Origin of the sequence: Micromonospora sp. WMMD708 (genome assembly GCF_049315245.1) — a bacterium.
GTDB classification, from domain to species: Bacteria; Actinomycetota; Actinomycetes; order Mycobacteriales; family Micromonosporaceae; genus Micromonospora; species Micromonospora wenchangensis.
The window spans coordinates 6,268,232-6,288,827 of the sequence record NZ_CP186060.1; the positions used below are offsets into that span (position 1 = coordinate 6,268,232).

Genomic DNA, 20,596 nt, shown 5'->3' on the forward strand with positions numbered 1-20,596 from the left:
GGCGCAGACGGCCGGAAACCGGGTGGAGCGGGAGGGCGGGCGGGGCGTAGTGTGGTTGACCGCTCGACGGCCGTGGTGAGGTAGCCACCGCAGCGGACGTCCCCACGCGCCAGGAGACCCTTCCTGGATACGCGGGCGAGCCGATCGAGACCGTCAAGAGGATCACCGTGCCCGCAACCGAAGAACGCGGCAGGACCCACCCCGAGCCCACCCGCCTCGAAGCGGAACTCAGCGCCGAGCAGGCCCACCTGGAGACCTCCCGGCAGGCGCTACGACGGATGCGCGACCGCGCCGAGTCGCTCTTCGCCACCGGTGACAAGGTCGCCGGGGACGCGTACACCGCCGAGCAGCTCGGCCGGCATCTGGCCCGGCGGGTCGCCGAGCTGGCCGACGACCCGACCACCGCGCTCTTCTTCGGCCGGCTGGACTTCGGCCCCGCCGACCCGGAGCACGCCGGCCGGGGCTACCACGTCGGTCGGCGGCATGTCACCGACGACCGGGGCGAACCGCTGGTGCTGGACTGGCGGGCCCCGGTCTCCCGATCGTTCTACCGGGCCAGCGCCCGGGACCCGCAGGGCGTCGCGGTACGACGGCGGTTCGGGTTCAGCGCCGGGGTGCTGACCAGCTTCGAGGACGAGCACCTGGACCGGGGCGAGGAACTGGGCACGGCCAGCCGCATCCTCACCGCCGAGATCGAACGCCCCCGGGTCGGGCCGATGCGGGACATCGTCGCCACCATCCAGCCCGAGCAGGACGAACTGGTCCGGGCCGACCTGGCCGACTCGATCTGCGTCCAGGGAGCGCCGGGCACCGGCAAGACCGCGGTCGGGCTGCACCGGGCCGCGTACCTGCTCTATCTGCACCGGGAGCGGCTGCGTCGGGCCGGGGTGCTGATCGTCGGTCCGAACCGGGCGTTCCTGTCGTACATCGCGGCGGTGCTGCCCGCCCTCGGCGAGGTCGAGGTGGCCCAGGCCACCGTGGAGGACCTGGTCGCCCGGGTGCCCGTCCGCGCGGTCGACGAACCGGCGGTCGCCGCCCTCAAGCACGATCCCCGGATGGCCGGGGTGCTGCGTCGGGCGGCGGACCAGCGGATCACCGCGCCGACCGAGCCGATCATGGTGTCGGACGGGTCGTTCCGCTGGCGGATCGGGCTGGAGCCGCTGCACCGGGTGATCGAGGAGACCCGGCGGGAGGGCCTGCCGTACGACACCGGGCGGGAGCGGGTCCGCGCCCGGGTGGTCGGGTTGCTGCAACGGCAGGCCGAGGCCCGCCGGGCCGAGTCGCCGGGCGACGCCTGGCTGCGCCGGATGGGCAGGGCCCGCCCGGTGACCGCCTTCCTCGACGCGGCCTGGCCGGCGCTCACCCCGGAGGGCCTGGTGCACTCGGTGCTCGGTGACCCGGCCGTCCTCGCCGCCGCCGCCGACGGCCTGCTCACCGCCGACGAGCAGGCCCTGCTGCGCGGCGAGGCGCCTCCCACCGACCCGACCGGTGCCGGGCCGACCGGCGCCGGGCCGGTCAGGAGCCGGTCGGGGGCCGGCGCGGCGGGCACGAAGCTCGGCCGGACGCCGAAGGCGACCCGGTGGACCGCCGCCGACACGGTGCTGATCGACGAGGCGGCCGGGCTGATCGAACGGCCCGTCGGGTTCGGGCACGTCGTCGTGGACGAGGCGCAGGATCTCTCGCCGATGCAGTGCCGGGCCATCGCCAGGCGCAGCGAGCACGGTTCGATCACCCTGCTCGGCGACCTGGCCCAGGGCACCGCGCCGTGGGCGGCCACCGACTGGCGGGGGTCCCTGGCCCACCTGGGCAAGCCGGACGCGGTGGTGGTGCCGCTGAGCGTCGGGTTCCGGGTGCCGGCCGTGGTGGTCGCGTTCGCCAACCGGCTGCTGCCGGCGCTGGCGGTCGACGTGCCACCGGCGGTGTCGCTGCGCCGCGACGGCGCGCTCGACGTGCGTACCGTGACCGATCTGGCGGCGGCGACGGTGGCCGAGGTGCGCACGGCGCTCGGGCACGACGGTTCGGTCGGGGTGATCGCCGCCGACGACGCGGTGGAGGGGCTACGATCGGCGCTCGCCGCCGCCGGGATGCCGACCGCGACCGCCGACGACCCGGCGGCCCCGGAGCGGGTCACCGTCGTCCCCGCGACCCTGGTCAAGGGCCTGGAGTACGACCAGGTGGTGGTGGTCGAGCCGGCCGCGATCGTGGCCGCCGAGCCGCGTGGCCTGCACCGCCTCTATGTGGCGTTGACCCGGGCGGTGTCCCGGTTGTCGGTGCTGCACACCACCCCGCTGCCCGCCCCGCTGGCCGATCCCCCGGACGGCCCGACGCCGGCCTGACCGCACCTGCGCCGGACGGCCCACCGGACGTCGCCGGGCCGAGCCCTGCTGTCCGGTGGCCGACCCGACAACCGGCGGATCGACTTTGTGTTTTAAAGTAGTTTGCATGACCCCCGAAGACGACGCCCCGATCGACGCCGCAGCCGCGATGCGGTTGATCCGCGAGCAACGGGCCGACACCGTCCGCCGGCTGGAACCCGACCCCCGGGTGCACTACTGGCCGTGGGGGTTCGCCTGGCTGATCGGCTTCGGGGTCTACTTCCTGCGGTTCTCCCCCGACGGCCGCACCATCGTCCCGATGCCCGCCTGGCTGCCGCTGACCGTGCTCTTCGTGCTGCTCGCCGCCGCCGCAGTGGTCTTCGGGGTGGGCAGCGCCCGCGCCTACCGGCACGTCGCCGGCGAGTCGGCCCTGCGTGGCAGGTGGTACGGCACGGCCTGGGGCCTCGGGTTCTTCGGCCTGTCCGTGGTGGTCGGCCGGGTCACCGACAGCCTGCCGCCCCAGCTCGCCGGGCTGCTCTGGTCGGCGCTGTCGGTCGGGCTCACCGGTGCCCTGCACATGGCCGGCGGCGCGATCTGGCTCGACCGCACCCTGTACCGCCTCGGCGTCTGGCTCACCGCCGTCAACATCGTCGGCGTCATCGCCGGCCCCGGCTGGCACGCCCTGGTGGTGTCGGTGGCCGGCGGCGGCGGGCTGCTGGTGGCCGGCGCACTCGCCCGGCGGCGGCACGGATGAGCGAACTCGACCCGGTCATCCACGCCCAGGCCCGGCTGCGGGTGGTGGTCACCCTGGCCACCCTCGCCGACGGCGACCGGATCGCCTTCCCCCGCCTCCAGGAACTGCTCGCGATGACCGCCGGCAACCTTTCGGTCCACCTGCGCAAGCTGGAGGACGCCGGCTACGTCGAGATCGACAAGACCCACCGCGGACGCACCCCGACCACCCTGGTCCGGCTCAGCCGGCGCGGACGGCGGGCGTTCGAGGAGTACACCGAGAACATCCGCGCCCTGCTCGACCCCGCCGACCCCCGGGAGCCCCGATGATCCTCGCCCATGCCGACCAGGCCACCCGCCGGTACGGCGACGTCCTCGCCCTCGACCGGGCCGACCTGACCGTCTCCACCGGCGAACTCGTCGGTCTGCTCGGGCCGAACGGCGCCGGCAAGAGCACCCTGATCAACCTGCTGGTCGGGCTGCGCCGACCCACCGCCGGGCGGGTCGAACTCTTCGGCGACGACCCCCGCCGGCCGGCGTCCCGACGCCAGCTCGGGGTCACCCCGCAGGAGACCGGCCTGCCCGGCACCCTCCGCGTCGGCGAGGTGGTCGACTTCGTCTCCGCGCACCACCCCGACCCGGTGCCCCGCGGCGAACTGCTCGACCGGTTCGGCCTCACCGACCAGGTACGGCGGCAGACCGGCGGGCTCTCCGGCGGCCAGCGGCGTCGGCTCGCCGTCGCGCTGGCGTTCGTCGGCCGGCCCCGGCTGGTGGTCCTCGACGAGCCGACCACCGGGCTGGACGTCGAGGCCCGGCACACCCTGTGGGAGGCCATCCGGTCGTTCCACGCCGACGGCGGGACGGTGCTGCTCAGCAGCCACTACCTCGAAGAGGTGGAGGCGCTGGCGCAGCGGGTCGTGGTGCTCGGGCAGGGCCGGGTGCTCGCCGACGACACCACCGACGCGATCCGGGGCATCGTCGGCGTCCGCCGGGTCAGCCTCGTCGCCGACGAGCTGCCCGCGCTGCCCGGGGTGGTCGCCACCGAACGCACCGACGGACGCACCCACCTGCTCACCACCGACGCCGACCAACTCGTCCGCGACCTGGTCACCGCCGGGGTGACGTTCCGCGAGCTGGAGGTCCGCCCCACCTCGCTGGAGGAGGCGTTCCTCGCCATCACCGCCGACCCGGCCACCCCCACCGTCACCGGCGCCGTCGTCGGCGCCCGACCCACCGCCTGAGGAGTCGACGCCGTGCCGCTCACCCTGGTCCACGCCCGTTACCAACTCCTGGAGACCATCCGCATCCCCGTCGCCGTGGTCGGCAGCGCTTTCTTCCCCGCCGCCGCGATGCTCTTCTTCGTCGTCCCGTTCGCCGGGGACGATCCGACCGGCGCCACCTACGCCACCGCCGCGATGGTCACCTTCGCGGTGATGAGTGCCAACATCTTCCAGTACGGCGTCGGTGTCGCCGAGGACCGCGACCAGCCGTGGAACCCGTACACCCGGACCCTGCCGGCCGGGCCGGGACCCCGCCTGGCGGGGCGGATCCTGGCCGGGCTGGTGCTGACGTACCTGTCGATGCTGCCCGTCGTGGTCATCGCGGCGGTCGCCACGGCCGCCCGGATCACCCCGGTCGGGCTGCTGCTCGGCGCGGCCACCGTGGCCGTGGTGTCGGTGCCGTTCACCCTGCTGGGACTCGCCATCGGCTACTCGCTGCCGAGCAAGGCGGCGATCGTCGTCGCGCAGGTCATCTTCTTCCCGCTGGCCTTCGGCGGCGGCCTGCTCTCCGCGCCGGGCGACGCGCCCGGCTTCATCCAGGCGGTCGCCCCCTTCCTGCCCACCCGGGGCGCGGTCGAACTGATGTGGGCGGCGGTCGGCGACTGGCGACCCGACCCGCTCGCCCTGGCCATGCTCGGCGTCTGGATCGTGCTGCTCGCCACGGTCTCCGGCTGGGCGTACCGCCGGGACGAGGGTCGCCGGTTCAGTTGACCTGGGTGCCGGTTCGGCCCGGTGGCGGCCGCCCGGTGCCACGATGCCGGCAGGGCGGCCACCGGCCCGCCCCACAGCCGAGAGGGGTCGACGTGCGCACCGTCGCCGCGGGCACGCCCTGCTGGACCGACCTGGCGACCCCCGACCTGGACGCCGCCCGGCGGTTCTACCCGGAGCTGTTCGGCTGGACCGGCCGGATCGCGCCCGAACCCGACAGAGCCGGCTACACCACCTTCCACCGGGACGGTCGGGCGGTGGCGGGCGCCGGCCCGCCGGCCGACCCGGGCCGGGAGCCGGTCTGGTCGACGTACGTGGCGACCGACGACGCCGACCTGGTCACCACCCGGGTCGAGGCGGCCGGCGGGCAGGTGCTGGTCACCCCGTTCGACGTCCTGCACGCCGGGCGGATGGCGGTCTTCGCCGACCCGGCCGGCGCGGTGTTCAGCGTCTGGCAGCCGATGCGGACGCCCGGCGCGGAACTGCTCGACGCCCCCGGGGCGATGTGCTGGAACGAGCTGGTCAGCCCCGACCCGGAGGGCGCGAAGGTCTTCTACGAGCTGGTCTTCGGCTGGCACCCGGAGGAGCAGCCCGCCGGAGGACCCGGCTACACCGGCTGGCGGTGCGGAGCCCGGATCGTGGCCGGGATGCTGCCCACCCCCGACCCGGCGCAGCCGGCGTACTGGTCGGTGTTCTTCGCGGTGGCCGACGTGGACGCGACCACCGCCCGCGCCACCACCCTCGGCGGCACCATAATCACCCCGCCCCGGGACACCCTGCTGGGCCGCCGCAGCACCCTGCGCGACCCCGCAGGTGCCCGGTTCTCCCTGCTCCGCCCCGCCACCGATCCCGTCTGACGGCGGTGACGCCGCAGATCAGTGGCGTGGCGGGCCGGGGCGGCTGGGCACCACCAGCGGGCCGTGGTCGCCGGGGACGACCCGGACCCGGGCCCGGTAGTGGCGGGACAGCAACTCCTCGGTGAGCACCTGGTCGGGCGGGCCCGCCGCGACGACCCGGCCGTCGGCGAGCAGCACCATCCGGTCGGCGTACTCGCCCGCGACGGAGAGGTCGTGCATGGTGGCCAGTACGGTCAGGCCGTGCGTGCGGCGGAGCTGGTCGACCAGCTCCAGCACCTCCTGCTGGTGGCCGATGTCCAACGCGCTGGTCGGCTCGTCCAGCAGCAGCAGGGTGGCACCCTGGGCGAGGGCACGGGCCAGGAACACCCGCTGCCGCTCCCCGCCGGAGAGGGTGGCCAGCTCCCGCCCGTGGAACCCGGTCAGGTCCAGCCGGTCGAGGACGTCGTGCACGACGGCCAGGTCGGCCGCCGACTCCCGGCCCAGCGGCGCGATGTACGGGGTCCGCCCCAGCAGGACGTAGTCGAACACCGACATCCCCGCCGGTACCACGGGGGACTGCGCCACCGTCGCCACCACCCGGGCCCGTTCCCGGCGACGCAGCGCGCCGGACGGCGTACCGAAGAGGGAGACCGCGCCCGGGGCGGGCAGCAGGCCGCCGACGGCGCGCAGCAGGGTCGACTTGCCGGCGCCGTTCGGCCCGATCACGGTGACCCACTCGCCCGCGGCGACCGTCAGGTCGACGCCGGCCAGGATCACCGCCCCACCGAGCCGCACGTGCAGCCCCTGCACCTGCACCGCCGGCACGCTCACGGAACCGCTCACGGGAAGACCCGGCGGGCGGTGCGCAGGACCAGGACGAAGAACGGGCCGCCGAGCAGGGCGGTGACCACGCCGATCGGGATCTCGGCGGGGGCGGCGGCGGTCCGGGCGACCACGTCGGTCAGCGCCAGGAACGCCGCGCCGAAGAGCAGCGACAGCGGCAGGACCACCCGGTGGCTCGACCCGGCCAGCAGCCGTACGGTGTGCGGCACGATGATCCCGACGAAGCCGATCAGCCCCGAGGCGGAGACCGCGGCGGCGGTGCCCAGCGAGGCGGCGGCGATCAGCAGGTAGCGGGACCGTTGCGGGTGCAGCCCGAGGCCGCTCGCCTCGTCGTCGCCGACGGAGAGCACGTCGAGTTCGCGCCGGTGCAGCAGCACCACCACGGTGGTCAGCACGAAGTACGGCAGGATCAGCCGCACGTCACCCCAGCCGGCGGTGCCGAGCCGGCCGAGCAGCCAGGAGTAGACCTGCTGGATGCTGTCGGAGTGCCGTTGCAGCAGGTACGTCTGCCCGGCGGCGAGGAACGCGGACACCGCGACCCCGGCCAGGATCAGGGTGGCCGGGGAGCGGTCCCGCCCGCCGGCCGCCCCGAGCAGGTACGTCAGGGCGACCGCGCCGAGCGAGCCGACGAACGCGGCGAGCGGGATGGTGACCGGCATCCCGGTCAGCGCGCCGCCGGCCCCGACGCCGCCCAGGGTGATCACCGCGGTCACCGCGAAGCCCGCGCCGGCCGCCACCCCCAGCAGGTACGGGTCGGCCAGCGGGTTGCGGAACACCCCCTGGTAGCAGCCGCCGGCCAGGGCGAGCAGACCGCCGACGAGCAGGCCGAGCACCACCCGGGGCAGCCGCAGCTCGGTGACGATGGCGATCTCGCGTTCGGTGAGCCCGCTGTCCAGGCGTACCCCGGGCAGCAGGTTGAGCAGTTCGGCGGCGACGCTGCCGGGCGGCAGGCTGACCGGCCCGAGGGACACCCCGGCGACCAGGGCCACCAGCACGGCGAACACCCCGGCGGCGAGCCAGCGCTTGCGCAGGCCGGCCGGCCGGGGCGTACCGGTGACGCGGGCCGGCCGGGACGCGTGACGCGTCCCGGCCGGTGCGGGTGTGGTGGACCGCACGGTCACCTGACCGTCACGCCGGCACCTTGGCGGTGGCGTCGACGATCGACCGGAGCAGGTCGACCACGCGCGGGCCCCACCGCGAGGCGACGTCGTCGTCGAGCGCGACGATCTGGTTGTTCTTGACGGCGGTGACGCCGGCCCAGCCGCTGCGGGCCTTGACCGTGTCGGCGCTCTGCTGGCAGCACTTGACGTCGGCGAGGAAGACGAAGTCGGGGTTCGCCTTGACGATGACCTCCTGCGAGAGCTGCGGGTATCCGCCGTTCTTGCCGTCGGCGTCGGAGGCGTCGGCGATGTTCTCCAGGCCGGCCAGCGCGTAGATCGAGCCGATGAAGGTCTTGCTGGTCGCGCTGTACAGCTCCGGCCCCAGCTCGTGGTAGTAGGTCAGCTTCGTCGACCGCTGCGGCAGGTCCTTGGTGAGCTTGCCGATCTCGTCCTTCATCCGGGCGGTGACGTCGGCGGCCTCGGTCGGGTGGCCGGTGAGGGTACCCAGGTCGGCGAGCTGCCGGTAGGTGTCGTCGAGGGTGGTCGCCGCCGGGGTGAGCAGCACCGGCACCTTCAGCGCGGTGAGCTGGGCGATGATCTTGTTGGTGTCGTTGGCGAGGACCACCAGGTCGGGGTTCTTGCCGGCGATCGCCTCGGCATTCGGCTGGAAGCCGGACAGCTCGCTCTTGGGCGCGTCGGCCGGGTAGTTCGACTGGTCGTCGACGGCGGTGACCTGCTTGCCCGCGCCGATGGCGAAGAGCATCTCGGTCGCCGTGGGCGACAGCGAGACGATCTTCTCGGGCCGCTTGTCGAGGGTGAGGTTGCCCACCGTGGCCGGGAAGGCCGCCGCGCCGGAACTACTGCCGCCGGTGGCGGGGGTGTCGTCGGAGGTCTTCTCGGCGCACGCGCCGAGGGCGAGGGCGGCCACCGCGAGGGTCGCGGCGAACAACCGGGGGGTACGTCGGAACATCTGGCCTCCTGTCGGTCGAGGAGCGTGCTTCGCCGACAGGGAGCGTGGTGCGTACCCGTCCGCGAGGCGCCCTTCCTCGAGAGCGCGTGTCGCGACCGACCGCAGGCGACCTGGCTCGTCCCCACACACGGCGACGCCGGCCACGTCGGGCCGGGCGTCGCGGCGGCTCCGGCGCGGGGCGGGGAGCCTCGGTGGGTCATCACAGTTGCGGGACAGCGCCGGTTTCGCACCGGCTTCGCTGCGGTCGATCGGGTGCCACGGTAGCGCACCACCAGCAAAGATCGTCCGGACGGGAGGGGTGGGTGGGGCCCCGCCGGGGGCTTACGGGACCCCACCCGGAATCACGTCCGGTAACTCAGCAGTACGTGCTCTGCTTGTTGATCACCCGGTAGGGGCAGTCGGCGTACTCGGACAGGAGCAGCACCGCCTCCTTGTTGCGGGAGGTCTGCGCGGGAATCACCTCGTCGGGCGGGTAGAAGCCGCCGCCGGCCCCGGACGACCCGGGGTACATCTCGAAGGTGTACGCCCAGATCTTGTGGGTCGCCCACATCCAGTCGAGGCTGTCGCCGTCGGTGATGTAGAGGTCGCTGGACTGCTCGGGGGTGTAGCCGTTGGTGGCCGCCATCCGCTGCCCGAGGGTGGCGAAGGTGTTGTACTGGTCGGCGGTCATCCCGCTGGGGGTGTTCGCCGTGGTGTAGCCGAACGGCCAGAGCACCAGCTGCGAGTAGGTGTGCCAGTCGATGTTGGCCTTGATCTGCTGCACCCCGCCGACGACCCGGCTGTTGACGAAGTCCCGCAGCGCCTTCGTCTCCGGCGCGGAGAACGCGGACGGCCCCCGGTAGGTGCTCGACGACGGCGCGCCGGACGAGCCTCCGCAGCAGCCCCAGTTGTAGCCCCAGTTGCGGTTCAGGTCGGTGCCGACCGCCGCCGCACCGCTGTTGGGCTGCCGGTTCTTGCGCCAGGACCGGTAGGAGCCGGTGGCGATGTCGTACTCGCTGCCGTCCGGGTTGACCGTGGGCACGATCCAGATCTCCCGGGAGTTGACGATGCTGGTGATCCGCGAGTCGCTGCCGTAGCTGTCGGTGAACAGGTTCAGCAGGTAGATCGCCATCTCGACGGTCAGGTGCTCGCGGGCGTGCTGCTGGGAGTTGAACAGGATCTCCGGTTCGGCCTCGTCGGTGCCGACGTTGTCCGAGATCTTCACCGCCATCAGGTCGCGGCCCTCGTACGACCGGCCGATGCTGATCTTGCGGGCGATCGCCGGGTGGTCGGCGACCACCTGGTTGACCACGGTGGTCAGCTCGGCGTAGTCGTGGTAGTTCGAGTCGGCCGGCGGGAAGGCGTTGGCGCGGGCACCCTCGGCGGGGGCCGGCTCGACCTCCCGTTCCAGCCGGAAGCCGAGCCGGGTGATGGCGGCGGCCTCGGACCGGTTGGCCGAGACGTACAGCACGCCGTGCTCGGCGGAGTCGATGGCCGCGCCGGTGCGGGCGACCGCGTTGCGGTCGGCGAGGGTACGCGGACCGAGCACGCGGTAGCTGACGGCGGTGGGCTCGGGCTCCGGGGCCGGGCGGGCGGAGACCGGCCCGGTGGCGACGGCGGTGAGGCCGAGACCGGCGACGACGGCGAGCGCCAGGCGACGCCGGAAGGGGGAGGTGCGGAAGGCCATGGACGTCCTCCTCGGGGTACGGGGTATCCCGTTGTGCGCCCACTCCACCAGCAGTCACATGGTCATATCAATATCTGTGACTATCTCCAACCATCCCGACCGGATCGTCATATCGGCAATGGTTTTCCTGATGTCAACCACTGGCGAAACTTCCTGCCGGGCGGGACAGTGAACGGCAACGATTCCCCACCCCTGCGGAGTTGCCATGTCCAGCAGAGTCCTGCGCACGGTCGCCCTGGTCGGCGTCGCCACCCTCACCCTGCTCGCCAGCACCGCACCCGTCCGGGCCGGCGGCCCGTCACCCACCCGAACGCACCCGCCCGCCGGGGACCGTCCGCCCGCCGGTGGGCACGACGAGCAGATCACCTTCCAGGAGTGGTCCCGGTACCCCGACTGGCAGGCCGGCACCCACCGGGGCACCCACGCCGTACCCGGCCACCGCGCCGGTCTCACCATCGGCCGCCCCGCCGGCACCACCGAGTTCACCGACGAACACACCGGCACCACCCGCACCTGGGAGTACGCCACCTGGACCTCGCCGCCCACCCCGATCGGCTTCGACGCCACCGAACTGGTCGCCTCCTGGAACGCCGACACCCCCGCCGGCACCTGGCTCCAGGTCGAACTCCAGGGCACCTACTCCACCGGCGACCACACCCCGTGGTACGTCATGGCCCGGTGGGCCTCCGGCGACCGGGACATCGCCCGGGCCACCCTGGACGGTCAGGGCGACCCCTGGTCCAGCGTGTGGACCGACACCTTCGCCATCGACGACGCGGACGCCGGGGTGCTGCTGCGGTCGTACCAGCTCCGGTTGACCCTCTACCGGGCGCCCGGCCAGGCCGCCGCGCCCCGGGTCCGGATGCTCGGCGCGATGAGTTCACGCGTGCCCGACCGGTTCACCGTCCCGCCCAGCCGGGGCCGCATCGCCTGGGGCACCGAACTGCCGGTGCCGGCCCGCTCCCAGATGATCCACCGGGGCAGCTACCCCGAATGGGGTGGCGGCGGCCAGGTCTGGTGCAGCCCGACGTCCACCACGATGGTGCTGGAGTACTACGGCAGGCTCCCGTCGGCGGCCGACCTGTCCTGGATCGACCCGGGCCACCCCGACCCGCAGGTCGTCCACGCCGCCCGGATGACCTGGGACAACGAGTACGAGGGCGCGGGCAACTGGCCGTTCAACACCGCGTACGCCGCCAGTTTCCCCGGCATCGAGGCCCGGGTGACCCGGCTGCACTCCCTCGACGAGGCGGAACGCTTCATCCGCGCCGGCATCCCCGTGGTCACCTCGCAGTCCTTCCTCGACACCGAACTGGACGGGTCGAACTACGGCACCTCCGGGCACCTGTTCGTGATCGTCGGTTTCACCGCCGACGGCGACGTGATCGTCAACGACCCGGCGTCCGCGTCGAACGCCGAGGTGCGCAACGTCTACCGACGCGACCAGTTCGAGCAGATCTGGCTACGGACCAAGCGGCACCGGGCCGACGGCACGGTGGCCGGCGGATCGGGCGGCATCGCCTACCTGATCAAGCCGACCGACCGCCCCTGGCCGGTCGTCCCCGGCTCGACCAACTGGTGACCCCCACCCACCCCGGCCGAGACCCCCGGCCGGGGTGGGCACGGTCAGACGGACCCGGGCGGACGGGATGATCGACTCTCGTGGGCCGAAGTAGCGGTATCACTGCCCGGCGACACCCCTACTTTGCCACCCTTGAGTGGATCTTGGGCCGACCAAGCCCAGACCTGCCCCGGTCGAGCGGGAGATCCACTCAGGTGAGCCGAAGTAGCGGCATCACCGGGCGGCGATACCGCTACTTCGCTGATCTGGAGTGGATCTCAGGGTCGGTCGGCCGGGCAGCGGGGCGCGCGACCGATACGGGCCGGCCAGGGCGCGAACGCGCAGGGTGTGAATGCGTGCGCGGGTCGGGCGGGGGTCAGGAAAGGGGTCAGGGAGTCAGGGGCGGGGGTCACCCTCGGCGGGGTGGTCGTCGCCGGCCAGCGCGGAGCGCAGCCGCTCCTTCTCCGCCCGACGTCGCTCGGCGGCGGCGGCCACCTCCTCGGCCATCTCGTCCCGCCAGCCCCGGAGCAGGAAGAACGACGCGGCGGCCGAGAAGATCAACGCCACCATGAGCTTGAGGAACAGGTTCATCCCGACCGGCCACAGTGCCACCACGACCAGCAGGAACAACCCGATCCGGGCCAACGTGTACTTGACCGCCGCGCTCACCGGGCCGCCTCGACTCGCGGCTGCGGGGCGCGCGCAAGCCGCTCGTTCCTCGCCCTCACCGAACTGTCCCGGCTCGTGCCCGCGCGGCTCGCACGACCCGCCCTATCCTGACCGACCAGTCACTTCGCGACTGCGGGGCCCGCACGGCCCGCTCGTTCCTCGCGCTCATGTCTTCCCCTACCCCCTGCCTCTGTGCCGGGACCCGACGTCGATGGCTCAGCCCGTGCGTCGGGCCAGCCAGTGCACGCCCTGGAACCAGAGCACCGCGTAGCCGATAGTGAACGCGAGTGCGGCCAGCCCGCCGGTGAGCAGCGGCGCGAGCCCGGACGCCAGGCCCGCCACCAGCAGCCCGGCGAGCACCGCGACCACCGCGGCGGACACGGCTGCCACCACCCGGGCCGCGCCGAAGTCCCAGGCCCGGAAGTCGTCCCAGAACAGCCAGGCCGGCAGGATCACCGCGAGCCAGCCGTTGGTACGGCCGAAGTCACCCGCGCCGGCCACGGCGAACGCCCAGTCGAAGAGCACCAGAGCCAGCACGCCGATCACCCAACCGGCCAGGCTCACCCCGAGCAGGTCACCCAGGGTCAGGATGCGTCCCTCGGCGTCCCGGCGGGGAAACCCGCTGCGCTGCTGCGCGGTCGGCTGCTGTCCGGTCATGGTGTGACGAGCATACGGCCGGGTCAGGCCCAGACCTGCTGCGGCTCGGCACGCCGGGACGAAAGCGACGGCGCCCGGTCGTACTCGCGGACCACGTTGTAGCGGGTGTCCCGCTCGACCGGCTGGAAACCGGCGTCCCAGATCAGGTTGAGCAGGTCGTCACGGTGCATGGTGTTCGGCGTGCCGTACGAGTCGGCGTCATGGGTGATCTTGTATTCGACGACCGAGCCGTCCAGGTCGTCCACGCCGAAGTTGAGCGAGAGCTGGGCGACCGACAGGCCGTGCATCACCCAGAAGTTCTTCAGGTGCGGGACGTTGTCGAACAGCAGCCGGGAGACCGCGAACGTCTTGAGCGACTCGGCCGGCGACGCCATCGTGGTGCGCGCCTGGATCCGGTTACGGATCTTGCCGTCCGCCGAGTCGACGAAGTCGTGCTGGTAGCGCAGCGGGATGAAGACCGCGAACCCGCCGGTCTCGTCCTGCAGCTCGCGCAGCCGCAGCACGTGGTCGACCCGGTGCCGGGGCTCCTCGATGTGGCCGTAGAGCATCGTCGCCGGGGTCTTCATGCCCTTGGCGTGGGCCAGCGCGTGGATCCGCGACCAGTCCTCCCAGTGGCAGTCGTGGTCGACGATGTGCTGGCGGACCTCCCAGTCGAAGATCTCCGCGCCGCCACCGGTCAACGACTCCAGGCCGGCGTCCATCAGCTCGTCGAGGATCTCGTCGGCCGGCAGTCCGCTGATCTTCTCGAACCACTGCACCTCGGTCGCGGTGAAGCACTTGAGCTTGACGTTGGGCAGCGCCGCCTTCAGCTCGCGCAGCACCTTGGGGTAGTAGCGCCAGGGCAGCGTGGGGTGCAGGCCGTTGACGATGTGCAACTCGGTGAGCTGCTCGTCCTCCATCTCCTTGGCCTTGCGGACCGCCTCCTCGATACGCATCGTGTACGCGTCCTTCTCGCCCGGCTTGCGCTGGAACGAGCAGTACGCACACGACGCGGAACAGACGTTCGTCAGGTTGAGGTGCCGGTTGACGTTGAACATCACCCGTTCGCCGTTCAACTCGGTACGCCGGTGGTGGGCCAGCCGGCCCAACCAGGTCAGGTCGTCGCTCTCGTAGAGGGCGATCCCGTCCGAGCGGGTCAGTCGCTCCCCCGCGTACACCTTCTCTTCGAGCTCACGCTTGAGTCCGGCGTCCATCGAAAAGCCACGTCCCTTCCACCTGCGGTCCCGATCGAGCCTACGTCGGACGACCGACAGGTCGGCAGGACGGGCACCGCCAGCGACCTACCTCACCCGCACTCCCAGGGTTCTCCAAGCCGCCACCGCATCGACATCGTTGTCCCGGTGCGGTAAGACAGGATGGGACGCGGCGCACACCGGCGGCGTTCCGGGTCGCCGCGCCCCACCTCACGCGGTGGCACCATCACGCGGCACAGGGAGCGGAATGGTCGACAGCGGGCACAGGCGACGGCAGCGACGACGGGTTCCGGTGATCTCCCCGGTGCTGCGTCCGGCGCTCTGGTCGGCCCTGCTCGGCGCGGTCGCCGCGATGGCCCTGGCCACCCCGGTCTACGCCGACCCGGCCCTGCCCAACACCGTCCCGGACACCGGTTCCCGGCCGGTGGCGACCGGTACGCTGCGGCTGCCCGGCGCGGCGAACCCGGGCTACCCGACGGCCGGCCAGCCCGGCAGCCCGACCGCGCTGCCCGTCGGCAGCCTGCCGACCAGCCCGTTGCTCTCCCAGATCGACACGCTGACCGCGCAGAACGGCCAGCTCGCCGACCAGCTCCTCCAGCTCGAGAAGCAGCGCGACGACGCCCGGGTGCAGCTCACCAGCGTGCAGGGCGAGCTGACCCGGGCCCGGGGCGCGCTGACCGTGGCCGAGCAGCGGGCCAACGCCGTCGCCGCGGACGCCTTCAAGGCCGCCGCCGCCCTGCCGCCCGGCGAGTTCGCCCGCGACCTGCACGGGCTGAGCGTCCTGCAACGGATCTCCCGGGGCGAGCAGGCCGACGGCGAGACCACGGCGGCGGCTGGTGAACTCTCCCGGGCCCGTACGGCCGAGCAGGTCGCCGCCCAGGCGGTCACCGCCGCCACCGACCGGGTCCGGCGGGCCGAGGAACAGTTCGCCGCGGTGCAGAAGGCGCTGCGCGACAACGACGCCAAGATCGCCAAGCTGCGGGCGGACAACCAGGCCCAGCTCATCGCCCTGGAGAAGCAGCAGGAGGCCGCCGAGCAGAAGCTCGGGTCGGCGTACGTCGAGGGGCAGAGCAGCAGCGGCCTGAACGCCAGCCCCCAGGCGCTCGCCGCCGTGCGGTACGCGCTGGCGCAGCTCGGCGACCCGTACCTCTGGGCGGCCGAGGGCCCGGACCGGTTCGACTGCTCCGGTCTGATGTGGGCGGCCTACCGGTCGGCGGGCTACTACGACCTGCCCCGGGTCGCCCGCGACCAGTACTACGCCACCCGCGGCCGGACGGTCTCGCAGAGCGCCCTGCTCCCCGGCGACCTGCTCTTCTTTGCCTCGGGTAGCAGCTGGACGACCATCCACCACGTCGCGATGTACATCGGCAACGGCCGGATGGTGCAGGCGCCCCGCAGCGGGGACGTGGTCAAGATCTCCCAGGTGCGGTGGTCCAGCCTCTACGCCTCCACCCGGGTCGTCGGCGCGGTGACCAGCCCCGGGGCCCCGGTCACCCCGCCTGCGCCGCCCACGCCGAAGCCCACCACGGCGTCACCGAAGCCGACCACCCCCACGCCGAAGCCCACCACGGCGTCGCCGAAGCCGACCACCCCCACGCCCCGGCCGACCGCAGGGTCGACCACCGGGCCGACGAAGCCGCCGACCACCCCGAGGCCGCCGGTCACCTCCGCGCCGCCGACCCCCACGCCGACCAGGACCGCCGACCCGACGCCGAGCCTCACCGGTTCCGGCACCCCGGACCCGGAGGACAGCGGCACCGTGGAGAGCAGCCGGTCGGCGTCCGCCCCGGCGTCGGCGGGTGCCTCGGCCAACACCGGGAGCTGACCGGCCGGCACCGTCCCGACCGTCCCATCGGCACTCCGGCTGTGCCGACGGGACGAGATGTGGCACGGTGACACGAGGCACATCCGGTCACCGTTCGCGGGACGCGGGTGCGAGGGTGCGCGGAGGGCGAGCATGGGCGAGCAAGAGGTTCCGGTGGGGCACGTCGGCCAGGGACCGGTGCCCGACCCGGCCGAACCCGCCGCCCGCACCGACGCCGGGCGGGCCGACCCGGAATCCGTCGACGCCCCGCCCCGCCCCGACCGGGTCTCCAGCATCCCGGTCCGGCCCGGTCCGCCCGTCGACGGCACGGCCCGCGCCACGGCCAGCGTACGTACCGTGACCGCCCCGCCCGAGGGCGGCGACCTGCCGGCGGGGCCGGCGACCGCGACCACCTACCGGGCCGGAACACCGGCCGTTGAACCTGCGGTTCCGGCCTCCCGAACACCCGAACCGGGCGGCTCCGCCAGCGGCGGCACGGCCCAAAGCGACCCGACACCGGGCGACCCGGTCACCGCCCCGGCCTCCCGGGCGACCGGCCCGGACGACGCCGCAGACGGCAGCCCCGCCCCGGCCGGACCGGCGACCGTTCCCGGGCAGCGCGACAGCTCGGACGGCGGCCCGGCACGGGCCAGCGTCTCCGTCCCCGGGCTCAGCCGGGTCTCCGCCGCCGAGGCGGAGGGGGCGGCTGCCGACGCGGGCACCCGACCCGGGGACGCCGCCGCCGGGGTGTACCGGTCGACGCCTGTCAACCCGGAGCCACCCGAGCCCGCGCGGCCCCCGGAGCCGGTCCAGCCCCCCACCCCGCCGACGCCGGAGCCGGAGCCCGCCCCCGAACCGTCGCCGGCTCCCACACCCGAGCCGGCTCCGAGTCCTTCCGAGCCGCCAGCGCCCGGCCCGTTCCCCGCGCCGGTCCCGCCGCTGCCCGGTCCACCGCCGGGTCCCGTTCCGGTCCCACCCGGCCCGGTCCCACCCGTGCCGGGGCCGCCGCTGCCGCCCCCGGGTCCGGCGGTGCCGCCGCCCCCACCGCCGCCCGGCCCGATGCCGGCACCACCGTTCCCCCCGCCCCCGGCCGTGCCGGCCACCCCGACGACCTTCCGGGCCAGCGCGTCCGTCACCGCGCCCCCGACCGGCGGCACCGTCGCCCCACCCACCTCGACACCCACGGCCGGCAGCATCCCGGCCTCGGCACCCCCGGCTTCCGCACCGCCGGCCCCGACATCCCCCGTCTTCCGGCCGCCCACCTCCGCACCCCCGGCCGCGACTCCCTCGGCACCGGCCAGCCCCACCCCGCCGGCCTCCGCACCCCCGGCACCCGCCAGCTTCACCCCGCCGGCCTTCGGGACGCCCTCCGCGTTCACCCCACCGGCCGCTGCATCCCCGGCACCTTCCGCCTTCGCCCCGCCGACCTCGGCGTCCCCGGCACCCTCCGCCTTCACCCCACCCACCTCCGCGCCTCCCGCCCCGGCGGGTACCGGCCGGACGGATGCCGGCGGCCCGGGGGCGGGCAGCTCGGCAGCAGGTACGGCGATGCCGACGTTCCGGGCCCCGGCGGTGTCCGACGCGGGGGGCGACGGCGCGACCTCGGTGCTGCCGGTGGTACCGGCTCCCGCGCTTCCCAACTGGCCGGCGTCCGGGTCCGCACCGCGCCGCACGGCGGGCGGCACGACCCGCCCCTCCTCCGGTACGCCCTACCAGGGCGGCCCGGACCTGGCCAGCGTCGGCTACGGCGGCACCGACGGCCCGGCGCACGCCACTGTCGCCTTCCCGGCCGGCAACCCGGTGGAGAACTCCGGCTCGCTGACCGGGCACATCCTCGCCCAGGGTTGGTCCGACACGCCGGCCCCACGGTCCAGGACCACCCGGGTGGTGATCGTGCTCGCCGCCTCGCTGGGGCTGCTGGTGGCGATCAGCGTGCTTGTCGTCCTGCTCGCCAACGACGTGATGGACGGGCTGGTCGGCGGCATGCTGTCCCAGTGAGGCCGGCCGTCGGCGACTCCGGTGGAGCGGACGCCCAGGCAGGTGGGGGGATGCCCGGAACAGGTGAGTCCGCCCACTACCGGCTCGGGGCACACTGGCGACGTCAGCGGAGCGCCGTACACTTGTCGGGATCACTGACCCGGCACGCGTGGCGTGCCCCTGGGCGATCTTGCGGGCGATTCGGCGGCGTACCCATGCTGCGGCGGGCCATCGCGAAGATGCGCCCCGCTCGAAAGGCATTTCTTGACCACCTCCGTTGACCCCGGCACCAGTCCGTCCGCCCACGACCTTCCGACCGACGACGTCACCCCGGCCACCCCCGTCGGCTTCGCCGACCTGGGTCTGCCCCGGCAGCTCGTCGACGCCCTCGCCCGGCAGGGCATCACCACCCCGTTCGAGATCCAGCGGGCCACCCTGCCCGACGCCCTCGCCGGCCGGGACGTCCTCGGCCGGGGCCAGACCGGCTCCGGCAAGACCCTCGCCTTCGGCCTGCCCATCGTCGCCCGGCTGGCCGAGCTCAACCGGGCCCGGCCGCTGCACCCGCGCGCCCTGGTCCTCGTCCCCACCCGCGAGCTGGCGATGCAGGTCAACGACGCGTTGCTGCCGCTGGGCAAGGCTGTCGGGATCTTCCTCAAGACCGCCGTCGGCGGCGTGCCGTACGACCGGCAGATCGACGCGCTGCGGCGGGGCGTCGAGATCGTCGTGGCCACCCCGGGCCGGCTCGGTGACCTGATCAACCGGGGCGTCTGCGTCCTGGACGACGTCGAGGTGACCGTCCTCGACGAGGCCGACCAGATGGCCGACATGGGCTTCCTTCCCGAGGTCACCGAGCTGCTCGCCAAGACCCCGGCGGGCGCCCAGCGGCTGCTGTTCTCGGCCACGTTGGACGGTGACGTCGACGCCCTGGTCAAGCGGTTCATGACGGACCCGGTGACGCACTCCACCGCGCCGTCGACCGCCTCGGTGTCCACGATGGACCATCACCTGCTGCTGATCCCGCCGCACGACAAGTTCGCCGTGGCGGCGTCGATCGCGGCCCGGCCCGGCCGGACGATGCTCTTCGCCCGTACCCAGCTCGGCGTCGACCGGCTGGTGGAACAGCTCGGCGCGGTGGGCGTCCGGGCCGGTGGGCTGCACGGCGGCAAGACCCAGCGGATGCGTACCAAGACCCTCGCCGAGTTCCGCGAGGGACGGATGGACGTGCTGGTCGCCACCGACGTGGCGGCCCGGGGCATCCACGTCGACGGGGTGTCCCTGGTGCTGCACATCGACCCGCCGAAGGACCCGAAGGACTACCTGCACCGGGCGGGGCGTACCGCGCGGGCCGGCGAGTCCGGCGCGGTGGCCACGCTGGTGCTGCCCAAGCAGCGGCGGACCACGCTGGCGATGCTGGAGAAGGCGGGCGTTGAGCCGGCCGAGACCCGGGTGCGGGCCGGCGACGCGGTGCTCGCCGAGCTGACCGGTGCCCGCGAGCCCAGCGGTGTCCCGGTGCGCGAGGAGCCCGAGCCGCGCCGGCACGGCGACCGCCCGCGCCGCTTCGGCGACCGGGACGCCCGGGGCTACGGCGGCGACCGGGGCCACGGCGGCAGCCGGGACGGCCGCGGCGGCTACGGCGGGGAGCGGCCGAGCGGCGGCTACGGCGGGGAACGGCCGGCCCGGGAGCGGAGCTACGACCGCCCCACCGGCGACCGGGGATACGGCGACCGGACCGGGAGCAGCGACCGGGGATACCGCGACCGCACCAGCGGCTACCGCGACCACAGCGGTGGTGAGCGGGGCTACCGCGACCGCCCCACCGGCGGGCCCGGCTACGGCGGGCGGACCGGCGGCGGGCAGGGCTACGGCGAGCGGACCGGCGGCGGCGACCGCGAGCGGCCGAGTGGCGAGCGCGGCTACACCGAGCGTCCCCGGACCGACCGGGGTTACGGCGACCGGGGTTACGGCGAGCGGCGCTTCGGCGAGCGCGGTGAGCCGCGTTTCGGCGACCGGGACGCCCGGGGCGAGCAGCGGTCCGGTGAGCGCCGGTTCGGCGGCGGCGAGTCGCGTGGCACCGACCGTCGGGGCGGGTTCCGCACCGAGGGGCGGGTCCGTGACGACCGGCCGCGTGACGACCGGCGGGGCTTCGGCGGCCGGCCGCCTGCGCGTACCCACTGACCGGATCGGGAGCGGGCCGACCCGGCCACGGTCCCAGCGGTTTCCGACGCCGCCCCGGAGCACCCGCTCCGGGGCGGCGTTCGCACATGCGCTGCCGTGAACGCCCTGCT

General features: G+C 74.0%; 16 protein-coding genes and 1 pseudogene. 10 read left to right on the forward strand and 7 right to left on the reverse strand.

Features of this window, described 5'->3' with window-relative positions; translation table 11 throughout:
• The first annotated feature begins 161 nt into the window (after positions 1–161).
• The 6 genes from ACN260_RS27665 to ACN260_RS27690 all read left to right on the forward strand — a co-directional run bounded on the left by ACN260_RS27665 (position 162) and on the right by ACN260_RS27690 (position 5,892).
• Positions 162–2,336, forward strand: a complete 2,175-nt coding sequence (locus ACN260_RS27665) for a HelD family protein (RefSeq protein ID WP_422756847.1) — start codon at positions 162–164, stop codon at positions 2,334–2,336.
• A gap of 106 nt (positions 2,337–2,442) precedes the next feature.
• Positions 2,443–3,069: a transporter gene (locus ACN260_RS27670; protein WP_422753746.1), complete on the forward strand. Its 627-nt coding sequence runs from the start codon at positions 2,443–2,445 to the stop codon at positions 3,067–3,069.
• Positions 3,066–3,377, forward strand: coding sequence for a transcriptional regulator (locus ACN260_RS27675; RefSeq protein ID WP_422753747.1), 312 nt, complete (start codon positions 3,066–3,068; stop codon positions 3,375–3,377). The genes ACN260_RS27670 and ACN260_RS27675 overlap by 4 nt, the downstream gene beginning before the upstream one ends.
• Positions 3,374–4,288 (forward strand): ABC transporter ATP-binding protein, encoded by a 915-nt coding sequence (locus tag ACN260_RS27680; RefSeq protein WP_422753748.1) that lies wholly within the window; start codon positions 3,374–3,376, stop codon positions 4,286–4,288. The genes ACN260_RS27675 and ACN260_RS27680 overlap by 4 nt, the downstream gene beginning before the upstream one ends.
• A 12-nt stretch (positions 4,289–4,300) precedes the next feature.
• On the forward strand, positions 4,301–5,038 hold the full coding sequence (locus ACN260_RS27685; RefSeq protein WP_422753749.1) for an ABC transporter permease: 738 nt from the start codon (positions 4,301–4,303) through the stop codon (positions 5,036–5,038).
• Positions 5,039–5,130: 92 nt separating this feature from the next.
• Positions 5,131–5,892, forward strand: a complete 762-nt coding sequence (locus ACN260_RS27690) for a VOC family protein (protein ID WP_422753750.1) — start codon at positions 5,131–5,133, stop codon at positions 5,890–5,892.
• 18 nt (positions 5,893–5,910) lie between these two features.
• Here ACN260_RS27690 and ACN260_RS27695 read toward each other — a convergent pair whose 3' ends face one another.
• From ACN260_RS27695 to ACN260_RS27710, 4 genes and pseudogenes are all read right to left on the reverse strand, one after another.
• A complete protein-coding gene (locus ACN260_RS27695; protein WP_422756848.1) occupies positions 5,911–6,702 on the reverse strand; it encodes an ABC transporter ATP-binding protein in 792 nt (263 codons plus the stop codon).
• An 8-nt stretch (positions 6,703–6,710) separates the two neighbouring features.
• A complete protein-coding gene (locus ACN260_RS27700) occupies positions 6,711–7,745 on the reverse strand; it encodes a FecCD family ABC transporter permease (RefSeq protein WP_422756849.1) in 1,035 nt (344 codons plus the stop codon).
• Positions 7,746–7,842: 97 nt separating this feature from the next.
• Entirely contained in the window at positions 7,843–8,784 is a 942-nt protein-coding gene (locus ACN260_RS27705; protein ID WP_422753751.1) for an ABC transporter substrate-binding protein, read from the reverse strand.
• A gap of 358 nt (positions 8,785–9,142) precedes the next feature.
• A pseudogene (locus ACN260_RS27710) lies at positions 9,143–10,450 on the reverse strand (M14 family zinc carboxypeptidase); the annotation flags it as partial.
• A gap of 205 nt (positions 10,451–10,655) precedes the next feature.
• On the opposite strand from ACN260_RS27710, the gene ACN260_RS27715 reads away from it, so the two are divergent.
• A complete protein-coding gene (locus ACN260_RS27715) occupies positions 10,656–12,032 on the forward strand; it encodes a C39 family peptidase (protein ID WP_422753752.1) in 1,377 nt (458 codons plus the stop codon).
• Between the two features lie 375 nt (positions 12,033–12,407).
• On the opposite strand, the gene ACN260_RS27720 is transcribed toward ACN260_RS27715, so the two are convergent.
• The 3 genes from ACN260_RS27720 to mqnE form a co-directional block, all read right to left on the reverse strand.
• The gene (locus ACN260_RS27720) at positions 12,408–12,680 is read right to left on the reverse strand and encodes a DUF4229 domain-containing protein (RefSeq protein ID WP_088642075.1); all 273 of its coding nucleotides are present in this window, start codon (positions 12,678–12,680) and stop codon (positions 12,408–12,410) included.
• A gap of 216 nt (positions 12,681–12,896) precedes the next feature.
• Positions 12,897–13,337, reverse strand: coding sequence for a hypothetical protein (locus tag ACN260_RS27725; RefSeq protein WP_422753753.1), 441 nt, complete (start codon positions 13,335–13,337; stop codon positions 12,897–12,899).
• Between the two features lie 23 nt (positions 13,338–13,360).
• On the reverse strand, positions 13,361–14,530 hold the full coding sequence (mqnE, locus tag ACN260_RS27730; RefSeq protein ID WP_422753754.1) for an aminofutalosine synthase MqnE: 1,170 nt from the start codon (positions 14,528–14,530) through the stop codon (positions 13,361–13,363).
• Positions 14,531–14,777: 247 nt separating this feature from the next.
• On the opposite strand from mqnE, the gene ACN260_RS27735 reads away from it, so the two are divergent.
• The 3 genes from ACN260_RS27735 to ACN260_RS27745 all read left to right on the forward strand — a co-directional run bounded on the left by ACN260_RS27735 (position 14,778) and on the right by ACN260_RS27745 (position 20,486).
• Complete coding sequence (locus tag ACN260_RS27735) at positions 14,778–16,355, forward strand: NlpC/P60 family protein (RefSeq protein WP_422753755.1); 1,578 nt, start codon at positions 14,778–14,780, stop codon at positions 16,353–16,355.
• A gap of 132 nt (positions 16,356–16,487) precedes the next feature.
• A complete protein-coding gene (locus ACN260_RS27740) occupies positions 16,488–18,332 on the forward strand; it encodes a hypothetical protein (RefSeq protein WP_422753756.1) in 1,845 nt (614 codons plus the stop codon).
• Between the two features lie 243 nt (positions 18,333–18,575).
• Complete coding sequence (locus ACN260_RS27745) at positions 18,576–20,486, forward strand: DEAD/DEAH box helicase (protein ID WP_422753757.1); 1,911 nt, start codon at positions 18,576–18,578, stop codon at positions 20,484–20,486.
• The last annotated feature ends 110 nt before the right edge of the window (positions 20,487–20,596 follow it).

Coding starts and splice junctions, on each gene's coding strand:
- ACN260_RS27670 (WP_422753746.1), top strand. CDS start 2,443: ATGACCCCCGAAGACGACGCCCCGATCGACGCCGCAGCCGCGATGCGG.
- ACN260_RS27675 (WP_422753747.1), top strand. CDS start 3,066: ATGAGCGAACTCGACCCGGTCATCCACGCCCAGGCCCGGCTGCGGGTG.
- ACN260_RS27680 (WP_422753748.1), top strand. CDS start 3,374: ATGATCCTCGCCCATGCCGACCAGGCCACCCGCCGGTACGGCGACGTC.
- ACN260_RS27705 (WP_422753751.1), bottom strand. CDS start 8,784: ATGTTCCGACGTACCCCCCGGTTGTTCGCCGCGACCCTCGCGGTGGCC.
- ACN260_RS27715 (WP_422753752.1), top strand. CDS start 10,656: ATGTCCAGCAGAGTCCTGCGCACGGTCGCCCTGGTCGGCGTCGCCACC.
- ACN260_RS27725 (WP_422753753.1), bottom strand. CDS start 13,337: ATGACCGGACAGCAGCCGACCGCGCAGCAGCGCAGCGGGTTTCCCCGC.
- mqnE (WP_422753754.1), bottom strand. CDS start 14,530: ATGGACGCCGGACTCAAGCGTGAGCTCGAAGAGAAGGTGTACGCGGGG.
- ACN260_RS27735 (WP_422753755.1), top strand. CDS start 14,778: ATGGTCGACAGCGGGCACAGGCGACGGCAGCGACGACGGGTTCCGGTG.
- ACN260_RS27740 (WP_422753756.1), top strand. CDS start 16,488: ATGGGCGAGCAAGAGGTTCCGGTGGGGCACGTCGGCCAGGGACCGGTG.